This is a genomic window from Paenibacillus sp. 7523-1, from assembly GCF_002276415.1.
In the GTDB taxonomy this organism is placed as follows: Bacteria; Bacillota; Bacilli; order Paenibacillales; family Paenibacillaceae; genus Paenibacillus; species Paenibacillus illinoisensis_A.
Genome location: NZ_NPBR01000008.1, coordinates 161,976 through 174,967 on the forward strand (window position 1 = coordinate 161,976; position 12,992 = coordinate 174,967).

Annotated in this window: 13 protein-coding genes; 2 read left to right on the forward strand and 11 right to left on the reverse strand. The window is 46.5% G+C overall.

The window, feature by feature from the left end; all coding sequences use genetic code 11:
• Positions 1-204 precede the first annotated feature (204 nt).
• Both CHH60_RS09715 and CHH60_RS09720 read right to left on the reverse strand, forming a co-directional pair.
• Entirely contained in the window at positions 205-1,323 is a 1,119-nt protein-coding gene (locus CHH60_RS09715; RefSeq protein WP_255247884.1) for an HD-GYP domain-containing protein, read from the reverse strand.
• Between the two features lie 69 nt (positions 1,324-1,392).
• Positions 1,393-2,826, reverse strand: a complete 1,434-nt coding sequence (locus tag CHH60_RS09720; protein WP_095359032.1) for a bifunctional metallophosphatase/5'-nucleotidase — start codon at positions 2,824-2,826, stop codon at positions 1,393-1,395.
• Positions 2,827-2,947: 121 nt separating this feature from the next.
• On the opposite strand from CHH60_RS09720, the gene CHH60_RS09725 reads away from it, so the two are divergent.
• Both CHH60_RS09725 and CHH60_RS09730 read left to right on the forward strand, forming a co-directional pair.
• Complete coding sequence (locus CHH60_RS09725; protein WP_095359033.1) at positions 2,948-3,697, forward strand: molybdenum cofactor biosynthesis protein; 750 nt, start codon at positions 2,948-2,950, stop codon at positions 3,695-3,697.
• Between the two features lie 120 nt (positions 3,698-3,817).
• Positions 3,818-4,867 (forward strand): HD-GYP domain-containing protein, encoded by a 1,050-nt coding sequence (locus tag CHH60_RS09730; protein ID WP_095359034.1) that lies wholly within the window; start codon positions 3,818-3,820, stop codon positions 4,865-4,867.
• 137 nt (positions 4,868-5,004) lie between these two features.
• On the opposite strand, the gene CHH60_RS30070 is transcribed toward CHH60_RS09730, so the two are convergent.
• The 9 genes from CHH60_RS30070 to CHH60_RS09770 form a co-directional block, all read right to left on the reverse strand.
• Entirely contained in the window at positions 5,005-5,136 is a 132-nt protein-coding gene (locus CHH60_RS30070; RefSeq protein WP_212676985.1) for a YjcZ family sporulation protein, read from the reverse strand.
• A gap of 135 nt (positions 5,137-5,271) precedes the next feature.
• On the reverse strand, positions 5,272-5,994 hold the full coding sequence (locus tag CHH60_RS09735) for a M23 family metallopeptidase (protein ID WP_095359035.1): 723 nt from the start codon (positions 5,992-5,994) through the stop codon (positions 5,272-5,274).
• A gap of 199 nt (positions 5,995-6,193) precedes the next feature.
• The gene (sufB, locus tag CHH60_RS09740) at positions 6,194-7,591 is read right to left on the reverse strand and encodes a Fe-S cluster assembly protein SufB (RefSeq protein WP_095288223.1); all 1,398 of its coding nucleotides are present in this window, start codon (positions 7,589-7,591) and stop codon (positions 6,194-6,196) included.
• Positions 7,592-7,611: 20 nt separating this feature from the next.
• Entirely contained in the window at positions 7,612-8,043 is a 432-nt protein-coding gene (gene sufU, locus CHH60_RS09745) for a Fe-S cluster assembly sulfur transfer protein SufU (RefSeq protein WP_095359036.1), read from the reverse strand.
• Positions 8,033-9,253, reverse strand: coding sequence for a cysteine desulfurase (locus CHH60_RS09750; RefSeq protein WP_095359037.1), 1,221 nt, complete (start codon positions 9,251-9,253; stop codon positions 8,033-8,035). The genes sufU and CHH60_RS09750 overlap by 11 nt, the downstream gene beginning before the upstream one ends.
• Positions 9,250-10,554, reverse strand: a complete 1,305-nt coding sequence (sufD, locus tag CHH60_RS09755; RefSeq protein WP_095359038.1) for a Fe-S cluster assembly protein SufD — start codon at positions 10,552-10,554, stop codon at positions 9,250-9,252. Before sufD ends, CHH60_RS09750 begins: the two co-directional genes overlap by 4 nt.
• A gap of 24 nt (positions 10,555-10,578) precedes the next feature.
• Positions 10,579-11,361: a Fe-S cluster assembly ATPase SufC gene (sufC, locus tag CHH60_RS09760; protein ID WP_095359039.1), complete on the reverse strand. Its 783-nt coding sequence runs from the start codon at positions 11,359-11,361 to the stop codon at positions 10,579-10,581.
• Between the two features lie 365 nt (positions 11,362-11,726).
• The gene (locus tag CHH60_RS09765; RefSeq protein WP_095359040.1) at positions 11,727-12,302 is read right to left on the reverse strand and encodes a DUF1802 family protein; all 576 of its coding nucleotides are present in this window, start codon (positions 12,300-12,302) and stop codon (positions 11,727-11,729) included.
• Between the two features lie 137 nt (positions 12,303-12,439).
• Positions 12,440-12,901, reverse strand: a complete 462-nt coding sequence (locus CHH60_RS09770; protein WP_095359041.1) for a Dps family protein — start codon at positions 12,899-12,901, stop codon at positions 12,440-12,442.
• Positions 12,902-12,992: the final 91 nt, after the last annotated feature.

The following is a 12,992-nucleotide window of genomic DNA, read 5'->3' on the forward strand; positions in this document are numbered from 1 at the left end:
TTTTATTAACCTAAAAAGTTTTATTTACATCATACTTCGGCATGATCTTTTTGGAGCTATCTTTTATCATAGCACAATTTTGAACGCTTCGGCATGAAGTGCTCTGTCCATTACATGACAAAAACGCCCATACAACTCCAGGGCCAACCCGGCCCGGATATTGCTATGAGCGCAGTCTCCCTGCTGGCAATAACTTAACAGCGATCAAGAAAATTCATCACAGGAAGGAGTCGGAGGCACGCCCTCATCGCCTTCAACACCAGTAATCATAACCGATAGGGCTGTGGACAGATCTATTTCGTAAGGCGCCTTTAACGTCTGTCCATCCGCATTCTTCAACACCCGAATCCGGGGCCGCTGCGGGATACGTGAATCGATGGATGCAACGACTCCGACTTCCCCCGTACTCAGCGTCACAGATAGACCTACGGGATAAATGGCCACACAGTCACGGAATTTCTCCAGCATACGCTGTTCATACAACGAGCCAGATCCAGTATATAATACCTCCACTGCCTGATGAGGGAGCAATGCCTTACGGTATACGCGATTACTCGTCATCGCGTCATACGAGTCAGCCAGTGCAATCCACTTGGCATACTCATGAATTTCAGGACCCTTGAGGCCAAACGGATAGCCACTACCGTCGATTCGCTCATGATGCTGCAGGGCACAATGTGCTGCCAGCAGCGGTATGCCAGGTTCATCTTTTAAAATACGATGTCCATATGTAGTATGCTGCTGAATGATTTTAAATTCCTCATCCGTCAATTTCGCCGGTTTATGCAAAACATCTGGATCAATCTGTGTCTTTCCTATATCATGCAGCAAGGCACCCAGTCCAATTTCCATCAGCTTCTGTCTGGAATACCCTGAGGCGACACCCAAAACCAGTGTGTACACACATACGTTCAAGGAGTGGTTGTACAGATCAAGATCACTGGAGTTCATATCCATCAGCATGATCATTGCTTCCTTTTGACCGCCGATGTCCTCCAAAATGGTATTCATCAGACCACTCAGCGCTTTGCCAAAATGCGGAATCCGGCTTTTGGTCTTCAAACCTGACATACTCTGAAACTGCTGCTTGATTTCTACCAGTGCCCTGCGCCTCGTTTCCTCCTGAAGCATATCGGGAACGATGATATCCTCTGTCGCTGCTTCCTTAATATATACGTAACCTACGCCGAGGTCTTTTAGACGTCCAATCAACCGCTCGGTCAGTTCCACATCTTCACTAAGCAGAACCAAACCCTCTTCGCTATAAATCCGTTTCCCCAGCTTCATGCCAGGCTGCAATAGGTTTATATGTACTAAACGCACAGCCTATCCTCTCCCGCTCCGTAGATGTAATTTCCACTAGCCGCCGCTTCAGCAGAAGGCAAGTACTCGTTAATTTCTTTCATGCCAGCGGGATCGCAGGCTATCATCCAACGCCCCTGGTCTTTTTAATTCGATCTCCAGCAGATCCCGTATAAATTCTGGAAGTCGATATGCGATCTCGGTACCCCGGGCTAACGAAGGATATCCCACATTGAATGTAAACATGTCTAGTGTTCCGACCACATATTCCTGTTCATCACCCATAGGCTTACCATCGACATATAATGCATTGATCCTTTGAAATGGGGGACCCGCAGGATCATACTCCACCTCAATACCATCCACACACAGCGTACCAAGTATCTTCCCGCGAAATCCAAATCCGATGATGGGCTTGTCCGCATACTCCTGAAGCAAAGACTGCTCCAGCGCTTCACGAATCTCTCTGCCTTTCAGCCTTATTGTACAAGCATTGATCGGAGAAGGACATAGTGAATGCAGCATTCCCTTGCTGATGTCCCCTTGTGGAAGTTCACCCAGGAGTTGGCCAGCGTTAACCAGTGACAGCTCCGCTCCCGTGAAATGCCTTACTGCCTGCGCAAGCAGCGAAGCGAATGGTGATTCCTTCTCATATTTTATCGGAAGAGTTCGGTCAATCATTACAGCTGTCTGTCCAAGAGCTCTCTCTGCCTCCGCGCGATGTGCGGCGATAGCTAGTGCAACCTTCTCATCCAGCATCTGATCCTTCAATGGAAAACAGCCACTACTAATCAGTCTAGGCTTGTTCGCACCGCTATCCCGTTCAAGTACGACTTTACCAAGCCACTGACCGAATTTTCCGGCTGCTCCCAGCACCGCATTCCCAATGACCAGAGGTTCCTCGAGCACATGGTGTGTGTGTCCGCCAAGAATAACGTCAATGCCCTCAATCTGCTCCGCGAGTTTTCGATCTGTTGATAGACCCAGATGGGAGAGTATGATGACGATATCCACATTAGGGCGCAACGCTTCAACTTGCTCACGTAGTGTTTCCACCGGGTCAAGCAGCTTCCATCCCAGCAAGTCGTAAAAAGCAGTAAACGGTGCAGTAGCTCCGAGCAAACCTATCCGAAATGGACCTTTGTCCACAATAAGGGATGAGTTCATCCATACTGGAGGCAGACCGCTGGCCTCTTCCACAACATTTCCGCACACGACAGGACATAATAACCCCGAATAGGACTGTGCCAGCTGCTCCGGTGTAAACGTCAGTCCCTCGTTATTGCCAATCGTTATGGCATCATACCCCGTCAAATTAATCACATCGACGTTGGCTCCCCCAAGTGTCCCCTCTGTCTCTACGGCCATACGATCCATATGATCTCCGATATCCAGAACTAGAACATTTTCGCTCCGTTCTCTCTCTTGTTCAATCATGGCGGCGATAGAGCTCATGGAACCAAAATGACTATGGATGTCATTGGTGTGCAGAATGGTTAACGTTTGTTTTTCCTTGGTGCTCATCACACCGCCTCCTCTCAGTCCTTGCCTAACGTACATTCCTCTAATAGATAAGCATAACATTTTCCGCGTCGTTATGATATATTGAAAGGGTTTAGAGATAAAAAAGAGGTGACGCATAAGCATGATATTAACCATACAACTGTTTGCAGGTATTGCTGAACGTCTGGGCACGTCCCTGCTTGAATATGAATATACGGAAAGTCCTTTGACTGCAGCTCTTCTCAAAGAAAGCCTGGCACTCGCCTATCCAGAGGCCGCATCACAGATTCGAACGTCCTTTCTGGCGGTAAACCAGCAGTACGCTCCAGCCAATACAATGATTAAGCCCGAAGATGAACTTGCCTTAATTCCCCCCGTTTCAGGAGGTGACGGTACTGAAGGGTCCGAGGATGATCATAGGTCTTCACTCTCCGAACATCGTACTCCGGACGGTATGTTTATGATTACGAAGTCCCCCTTGTCTGTGGAAGCAACAACAGCTCTGGTTATTACCGCAAACCACGGGGCAGCACTGACTTTTGTGGGTACTACTCGTGAAATGACCGGGGAACAACGAACGGTCCATCTGGAATATGAAGCTTATGTACCGATGGCGCTTTCTCAGATGGCTAACATCGGAAGTGAAATCTCCGAGCGCTGGCCAGGTGTCAGATGTGCAATCAGCCACCGGATCGGTCAGGTTGACGTTGCCGAGATTAGTGTCATTATTGCCGTCTCCTCGCCTCACCGCAGTGATTGTTATGACGCCAGTCGCTACGCTATCGAGAGACTGAAACAAACGGTCCCGATCTGGAAAAAGGAAATATGGGACGATGGTTCCGAGTGGAAGGGGCATCAACTGGGACCCTGGAACCCCTTGGACAATTTATAAATAGTCATCCCACCTCTTGCAAGGCTAATTAAATTAGTAAATAAGTCGTTGTCAACCCATTTTTTTCTTGTTATTATAAGCATATATGTCGATATAAGTCGAGGAAAAGGTGGTTTATACGTGAGAGTGCATGTTACTGATCTTAAACCTGGTGATCTGTTAAAAAATGATGTATACAACAGTTCAGGTCTCCACATGCTGATGAAAGGTTCCTTACTCAGCGAAGACGATATTACCAAATTGCTGCAACATGGAATCGATTACGCAGATGTAGAACATACAACATCCAACCTACACTCTGATACGCAAACCATGCCTTCCGATCAGACCCGTCTGTTAACTACCTTGTTTGACGATACGATCAAAGGTACCGAATCTCTGTTTCAGCAAGCGATGGAGAAAGGGTTTATTGACGAAGCTCAGGTCGATGAAATTCTGATTAACCTGACAACTCAACTGGAGAAACAGAAGGATGTCGTTTCCCTTCTACTTATGCTTGACGGCGATAATGATTATACCTACAACCATTCATTGCAAGTGGGAATGCTCGCGTTTTATATTGCTGGCTGGATGGGCTACAATCCTGAAGAATGCCTGACAGTAGCAAAAGCAGGTTATCTGCATGATATTGGAAAATCCAAAATTTCTCCTGAAATGCTACATAAACCGGGAAAACTAACCCCGGAAGAATTCGAAGAAATGAAGAAACATACGTTATACGGATATGAGATTGTTAAAGAGTCCACGCAGGATGAGATTTTGGCTACGGTCGCCCTTCAGCATCATGAGCGGGAAGACGGAAGCGGCTATCCTCATGGACTGAAAGGGAACGATATTCATCCGTATGCCCGTATTACGGCCGTAGCTGACGTGTACAGCGCCATGACGACCAACCGGGTATATCAGACCAAGCAGGAGTTAATCTCCGTGCTGTGCGAGCTGTACAGCCTGAGCTTTGGCCAACTAAATGGAGAAGCTACCCAGGAGCTTATCAAACATATGCTGCCTAATTTTATAGGCAAAAGGGTACTGCTCACCTCGGGGGAAACGGGCATCATCGTCATGAATAACCCTGCAGACTATTTCCGTCCGCTTGTTCAGACATCCACAGCCTTTATTGATTTAGCGAAAGAAAGAGATATCGCCATCGTCGAAATTTATATTCAATAGCTCTATGGTTTCGTAGCATCACCTAGAAAAATGAATGATTACGAAGAATTACACTACAGGAACTTATTTTATAAAAAGTAAAAAGGGAAACCGAATTTTCGGTTTCCCTTTTGCTTTATTCAGGTTTGATACGCATATTACACGCAGAATGCTTTAGTGATGATAACCAACAGAATGAACAATACCAAGATTGCGCCTACCGATGTGAATGGGTTGTATCCACCTACGCCGCCAACATTGCCACCACAACCATATCCTACTTCGCTCATGTGATTGCCTCCTCTTTATCAGGTATACCCTAACATATGATCTTGCAGGGTAAGCGAACCGGGCGAAATGGCAATATTCGATAAATGGTTTTTCGCCTGCTTCAATACGAATCATCGTATTCAGCACGCTGGCCCTTATTGTTTTCCCGAATCGGAGGAGACCTGAATTCCTTTTTCCTTGCGATACATAATAACCAGCAGTCTCCAGAAGTCGTAACTGCCTGTATCCGTCAGGATATAAGAACGATAGTAATGATACGCGTCAGCTGCCCAAGGCGGACAGGGCATATTGGATAGATTCTTCTGCTGCGCGATCCAGGACGCCTGAGCTTCCAGTGTCTTTTCCATCGCTTCAAAAGCTTTCTTCTCTTCACTTGTCATCGACAGAGCCTCCTGCTCTTCAGATGTGGAACCGAATTCCGATTGCAGATATGTTTCCGGCTCAACCACTCCATCCACACTGGCTGTATACCCGTAAGAAGGGGTACTTGTTTTACGAATTTCGTAATGGACATGGGGTCCTGTACTCTGACCCGTACTCCCTTGGTTGCCCAAGAGTTGACCACGCTTCACCCGCTGACCTACGCTAACCGCAATTTGCGACAGATGGGCGTAACAATGCAGACACCCACGATGATCCTGTACAGCAACGGTAAGCCCATAACCGCCGAATCCGGAGCCCGTAGCTCCTTCAGCAGCAAACCGTACGGTCCCTTCCATAAAGGCGTATACAGGGCCATTCCAAGGTTCTGTGACGAGGTCAATTCCCCGATGGAAGGTCTGTCCACCATGAATTGGATGGATGCGATAACCAAACGAACTTGTAATGCGATATCCTACAAAAGGATTGAAGCTCATAGATTCACCATCCTTTTCTATCAATAGATGCAGCAATCTATGAAATCGCTTGTGCTGTTGAACCTATTTTATGCGAATAACAGCAATTCACCATCCGGTTTTCTGCCATACAAGTCGTTTTTTCATATCAATCGGATTATTTTCATGTATAAAAAAATAAGGACCGGAGGAAATCCCCCGGTCCTTATGCATGCAGCAATTAACCAATGCTGCCTTCCATTTCGAATTTGATCAATCTGTTCATTTCTACCGCATATTCCATTGGCAATTCCTTAGTAAACGGCTCAATGAAGCCCATGATGATCATTTGTGTTGCTTCAGCTTCGGTCAGACCACGGCTCATCAGATAGAAGAGTTGGTCCTCAGATACTTTCGATACCGTAGCTTCATGCTCCAGCATAATGTTGTCATTCATGATTTCATTGTAAGGAATTGTATCCGATGTGGACTCATTATCCAGGATGAGCGTATCACATTTGATATTGGACTTGGCACCTTCTGCTTGACGACCAAAGGAAGCCAGACCACGGTATGTTACTTTACCACCATGCTTACTGATGGACTTGGATACAATTGTAGAAGTCGTGTCCGGAGCCAAGTGGATCATTTTCGCACCTGCATCCTGATGCTGATTTTTTCCAGCTACAGCGATGGAAAGTACGGAACCTTTTGCTCCACGGCCTTTCAGTACAACGGCTGGATATTTCATTGTCAGTTTGGATCCGATGTTACCATCAACCCATTCCATTGTTGCGTTCTCTTCAGCAACTGCACGTTTGGTTACCAGGTTGTAGATGTTTGGTGCCCAGTTTTGAATCGTAGTGTAACGAACACGGGCATTTTTCTTACAGATGATCTCAACCACGGCACTGTGGAGTGAGTTCGTGCTGTAAATTGGAGCTGTACAGCCTTCAACATAGTGAACGAAGCTGTCTTCGTCAGCAATGATAAGCGTACGCTCGAATTGTCCCATATTCTCAGAGTTAATCCGGAAATAAGCTTGCAGAGGCACTTCACATTTAACGCCCTTAGGCACGTAGATGAAGCTTCCTCCAGACCATACGGCACTGTTCAGCGCTGCAAATTTGTTGTCCGCTGGCGGAATTACTGTAGCGAAGTATTCACGAAGGATTTCCGGGTGCTCTCTAAGAGCCGTATCGGTATCCATGAAGATTACGCCTTGGTCTTCTAGTTCTTTTTGCATGTTGTGGTATACAACCTCAGATTCGTACTGAGCGGATACACCTGCAAGGAACTTTTGTTCTGCTTCAGGAATACCCAGTTTATCAAAGGTTTCCTTGATTTCGGAAGGAACCTCTTCCCATGTTTTACCTTGTTTTTCAGAAGGACGAACATAGTACTGGATATCGTTGAAATCCAGCTCATCGAGATCTCCGCCCCATTTTGGCATTGGCATTTTCTCGAACTGTTTCAGAGCTTTCAAGCGGAACTCGAGCATCCACTCCGGTTCGTTTTTAATCCGGGAAATTTCGGTAACGACTTCTGCAGTCAGACCTTTACCGGTTTGAAAGATGGATTTGTGCTCATCGCGAAAACCATATTTATACTCTTCCATTTCTGGTGCTTTTTTAGCCATCTTGCTCTACCTCCCTATCGTTATTGTACATTGTCCTCTTCGTCAATCCCTTTGCGTAATGCATTCCAGGCCAGAGTGGCACATTTGATGCGTGCAGGGAACTTGTTCACACCGGATAGGGCTTCGAGATCTTCATAATCGTCGAAATCGACTTCTTCCCCTTTCATCAGTGAGGAAAAACGGTCAGCCAGATCGAGTGCCTGTTCCATCGATTTGCCTTTGACAGCATCGGTCATCATGGATGCCGACGACATGCTGATGGAACAGCCTTCTCCCGTATACTTGGCTTCCTGGACGATTCCGTCTTTCAGTAAAAGCTGCAATGAAATCCGGTCGCCGCACGTAGGATTGTTCAAATTCACCGTGACAGCGTCATTATCAAATGTTCCGCGATTACGCGGGTTTTTGTAGTGGTCCATTATGACACGCCGGTACAGATCATCAAGTTGCATCGCCAAAATACTCCTTTGTCTGAATTAAGGCGCTGACAAGCCGGTCCACATCTTGTTCATTGTTATATAGATAGAAGCTGGCACGAGCTGTTGAGCTGACTTGCAGCCAGCGCATAAGCGGCTGGCAGCAGTGGTGTCCAGCACGAATAGCTACACCACTCGCATCCAGTACAGTTGCCACATCATGTGGATGTACATCCCCCAGGTTGAAGGTGACCACACCAACATGACGCTTCGCTGGGCCATAGATGGTCAGCCCTTCAATCTCTGCCATACGCTCTGTTGCATAAGCTGCCAATACACTTTCATGATGGGCAATCTCATCCATGCCAATCTGCTCCAGAAAATCGATGGCTGCACCCAAACCTACCGCACCTGCGATAATAGGGGTTCCGCCTTCGAATTTCCACGGAAGCTCTTTCCAATTGGATTCGTAGAGACCAACATCATCAATCATTTCACCGCCGAACTCAACCGGTTCCATGGACTCCAGCAGCGCCTTTTTGCCGTAAAGTGCACCGATTCCGGTTGGTCCGCACATTTTGTGACCAGACAGTGCATAGAAATCACAGTCGAGATCCTGTACGTCCACCTTCATATGCGGAGTGCTCTGTGCGCCATCAACAACGATGACAGCGCCATTGCGGTGTGCAATTTCAGCAATTTGTTTTACCGGATGAATGACACCCATGACATTGGATACATATGCGATTGCTACAATTTTTGTTTTGTTCGTAATCGTCTTTTCCACATCTGCCAAATCGATATTGCCATCCGGCTGAAGCGGAATGTATTTCAATGTTGCACCTGTCTCCTTGGCAACCTGCTGCCAAGGAATCAGGTTACTGTGATGTTCCATCGGTGTGATAACGATCTCGTCGCCTTCTTTGCAGACAGACCGACCGTAGGACGAAGCCACCAAATTGAGTGCTGTTGTGGTCCCACGGGTGAAAATGATCTCCTGTGTACGCCGTGCATTGATAAACTTGGCAACCTTCTCGCGTGCACCTTCATAGGCATCCGTAGCCCGGCTTCCAAGTGTATGCACACCGCGATGCACATTGGAGTTCTCAAATTCATAATAATGCTTAATCGCATTGATAACGGACAGCGGCTTCTGGGAAGTCGCTGCGTTATCTAAATATACGAGCGGGTGTCCGTTAATTTCCTGGTGGAGGATCGGGAACTGCTCGCGGATGGACGGGTTCATTGTCCCAATTTCCGTTCAATAAGAGACTGCAATTGGGTACGCAGTGCTTCCAGAGGAATATCCGCCACCACCGGAGCCAGGAAGCCGTAGATAATCAGACGTTCAGCATCCGTACGGTTAATCCCGCGAGACATCAAGTAATGGATCTGTTCAGCATTGACTTGACCTACGGAAGCCGCGTGACCTGCTGTAACATCGTCCTCGTCGATCAGAAGGATTGGGTTGGCATCTCCGCGTGCTTTCGGGCTCAGCATCAGTACTTTCTCTGTTTGCTGACCGTCCGCTTTGGTTGCACCTTTCTCAATCTTCGTGATTCCGTTGATGATGGCAGAAGCTTCTTCACGCATAACTGCGCGAGTAATCATCTGGCTCGGCGTGTTTTTACCGAAGTGACGAGCTTCTGTAGTGTAGTTGATTTTTTGGGATCCGGAACCAACAGCGATGACTTTTGAATCCGAGCTGGAGCCATTGCCTTTCAGCACGGACATCGTGTTGCTGGCTGTATCGCCGTTGTTCATTTCACCAACGATCCACTCGATTGTTCCATCGTTCTCGACCACTGCACGGCGGAAGGAAACATCAGTAACATTCGTAGACAGCTGATGAACAGACGCGAAACGTACTTTTGCACCGGATTTTACGAAGACTTCCACGACACCGTTATGGAAAACAGGTGCGGACAGTTCGCCGGAAACATAGTTGTCAACGTAAGTTACAGAGCTGTTCGCTTCAGCAACAACGAGGACATGAGGTGCAAATGTAGCAGTTGCATCATCTGTGAGCAAAACAGCTTGAAGCGGTACTTCAATTTCCACATTTTTAGGAACATACAGGAATACTCCACCGTTCCAGAGAGCCGCATGCAGAGCAGCAAGGGAATGCTCATCTGCCTTCACAGCTGTGTTTAGGTAAGGTTTTACCAGATCAGCATGTTCGCGAACCGCAGTAGCCAGATCCGTGAAAATAACGCCTTTGGCTGCCAGATCAGCAGATACCTTAGAGTATACTGTACCGGAATTGCGCTGGATAACCAGACTGCCTTCAGCTTGATCCTGAACGAGATCTTTAATTGAAGCAGGTACTTCTTCCAGAGAAGAAATAGCTTCACTTGCTTTATATGTGCCATATTCGCTGACATTCCAGCGTTCGATTTTTTGTTTTTCCAGTTTCGGAAGCGCAAGACCACTTGCAAGCTTAAGGGCTTCAAGCCGCTGCTCGGTCAACCAGCCGGGTTCGTTGTTACTTTCCGACAGGGCGCGAAGCGCTTCAGATTCAACCGGAAGAATTGTTTGTGTAGTCATTGATTATCCTCCTCCGTTTTGTCTTTACGCTTCTTGGCCTACAGTTTCATCCGTGATTCCCAGCTCTTCCTTAACCCAGTCATATCCTTCTGCTTCCAGACGGTGAGCCAGTTCAGGTCCGCCGGATTTCACGATACGACCTTGCATCATAACGTGCACATAATCAGGTGTGATGTAGTTCAACAAACGCTGATAGTGAGTGATGATAAGGAATCCACGCTCTTCGCTCTTCATTGCATTTACACCATTTGCTACAATTTTCAGAGCGTCGATATCCAGACCGGAGTCGATCTCATCAAGAACTACGATTTTTGGATCAAGCAGCATCATTTGCAGAATCTCGTTACGTTTTTTCTCACCACCGGAGAAACCTTCGTTCAGGTAACGGTGTGCAAACTCTGGATTCATGTCGAGTTCTTTCATTTTTCCTTCCATTTGACGAATGAACTTGATCAAGGAGATCTCGTTACCTTCGCCGCGGCGTGCGTTAATTGCACTGCGCAGGAAGTCGGAGTTCGTTACGCCTGCGATTTCACTCGGATATTGCATAGCCAGGAATAGACCTGCACGCGCACGCTCATCTACTGCCATGTCCAGTACATCTTCACCATCAAGGGTTACTGTACCGTCAGTTACTTCATATTTAGGGTGACCCATCAGAGCCGATGCCAATGTGGATTTACCTGTTCCGTTCGGACCCATGATTGCGTGGATTTCTCCACCTTTCATTTCCAGGTTAATGCCTTTCAGGATTTCTTTACCTTCGATCGTCGCTTTCAGACCTTCAATGACGAAATTCGTAGCCATGTGTATTGTTTCCCTCCATTGATTAAATTGATGTTTGCTGTCGAAAACGAAAAAGCGCCTATTAAATATCTGAACAGGGCTTCCCCTGAATTTCTACAAGTACCGCAATTTCCAAAGCAATAATCACTTTAGAATAATTCTAAACTGATTCTCATTGATTATCAAGTCATTTCCGAGAACACTTGTCATCTCAGGAAACATGATTCTACCTGATTCTATAATAAAAGCGGGTTTGAATCAAATGAGAAACCGTTATTTCTTCCAACTCACAGTGAGAAAAATCACTGTAATTCATTATTTCATTCCGTGTTAGTCAGCCAAAAAGGGCTTATCCATAATCTGGACAAGCCCTTCCTTATTTCATTTTATATTTTGAGCATATCGTTAATCTTCTGTACCTGTTCGGCAAAATCCGCAACATCCACTACCGGCGTCATTTCGCGCGGCACCGGACCATTCGGAATGGAAATCCAGGAACGGCACCCATTATATTCGGGCAGCACCGGTATTTCCATCGGTTCATTCAAACGGTACACACGGAGTATCAATACATGTAACGGATCTTTCCGTTTCCACTTCAAGCGGTCTTCGGCAAAATCCGATGTCCATATATGAAAGTCATGAAGTCGATCCAGCATCTCCTGATCTCTGATCTCCAAATCCTGTATCACTTCGGCATATGCAGTGATGCGGATTGTCGAAGCTTCGGGCACCCATTCGGCCAATGATTCTTCAACATACGAATGATCTGAGGACTTAATCAGTTCTTTACGCTGATGTTCATAAGTCGGATACAGATAAAATGCTGGACTTTTCAGCTCAAAATGTCTGGTTTCCTCCACAATACCGCCTTTGCGCATCACCAGAATCTGGTGACCGTTTTCCAGCGCTTTAATTGCGGAAGCCCACTCTTTTAATGCCGGTATCGTTGTGCCTAACATGCGGATCTCCTCCCGAAATCTGTCTTGTCAGCAGTATAGACGCTTTGTCTGTTCCTGACAACAGCTTAAGATCAAGGGTTTGGGAAGTGCTCCTTTATAGAAGACATTAACTTTATTACACGGCTCTATGTTGTGGCTTAACCCAAGAAGGAACGCAGCATCCACATGTGTTTCTCCAGATCGGCTTTGAAACCGGTCAGCATGTCGGATGTCGGTTGGTCTTCTGCAGCTTCTGCTACTTCGATACCTTCCTGGTACTCATTGGACAGCGTAGCAAAGTCCTCGATCAGGTTTTGCACCATTGTTTTTGCATCTTCGCCACCTGCAGCTTCCTGGATGGAAGAGAGCTCCAGGTACTCTTTCATGGTAGCTGCAGGGCTGCCTTTAAGGGTAAGAATACGCTCAGCGATTTCATCCATTTGTACAGTAACTTCATTATAGAACTCTTCAAATTTCACATGCAGCGTGAAAAAGTTTGGTCCTTTTACATACCAGTGATAGTTATGAATTTTGACATACAGGACGTTCAGGTTAGCAACCTGACGATTAAGTACTTGTTCAACTGATTTTGCTTGATCTGTTTTGTTTTTTGTAGCCATGTGAATCCCATCCTTTATTATAAAATTAGTCTATTATGTAGAGTTGACAGATGAATCTGCCTTACATAACAGAGAGTTAAACAATTCGTCA

Coding starts and splice junctions, on each gene's coding strand:
- sufD (WP_095359038.1), bottom strand. CDS start 10,554: ATGACTACACAAACAATTCTTCCGGTTGAATCTGAAGCGCTTCGCGCC.
- CHH60_RS09735 (WP_095359035.1), bottom strand. CDS start 5,994: ATGAGCTTCAATCCTTTTGTAGGATATCGCATTACAAGTTCGTTTGGT.
- CHH60_RS09765 (WP_095359040.1), bottom strand. CDS start 12,302: ATGTTAGGCACAACGATACCGGCATTAAAAGAGTGGGCTTCCGCAATT.
- CHH60_RS09750 (WP_095359037.1), bottom strand. CDS start 9,253: ATGAACCCGTCCATCCGCGAGCAGTTCCCGATCCTCCACCAGGAAATT.
- CHH60_RS30070 (WP_212676985.1), bottom strand. CDS start 5,136: ATGAGCGAAGTAGGATATGGTTGTGGTGGCAATGTTGGCGGCGTAGGT.
- sufU (WP_095359036.1), bottom strand. CDS start 8,043: ATGCAACTTGATGATCTGTACCGGCGTGTCATAATGGACCACTACAAA.
- CHH60_RS09725 (WP_095359033.1), top strand. CDS start 2,948: ATGATATTAACCATACAACTGTTTGCAGGTATTGCTGAACGTCTGGGC.
- sufC (WP_095359039.1), bottom strand. CDS start 11,361: ATGGCTACGAATTTCGTCATTGAAGGTCTGAAAGCGACGATCGAAGGT.
- CHH60_RS09720 (WP_095359032.1), bottom strand. CDS start 2,826: ATGAGCACCAAGGAAAAACAAACGTTAACCATTCTGCACACCAATGAC.
- CHH60_RS09770 (WP_095359041.1), bottom strand. CDS start 12,901: ATGGCTACAAAAAACAAAACAGATCAAGCAAAATCAGTTGAACAAGTA.
- sufB (WP_095288223.1), bottom strand. CDS start 7,591: ATGGCTAAAAAAGCACCAGAAATGGAAGAGTATAAATATGGTTTTCGC.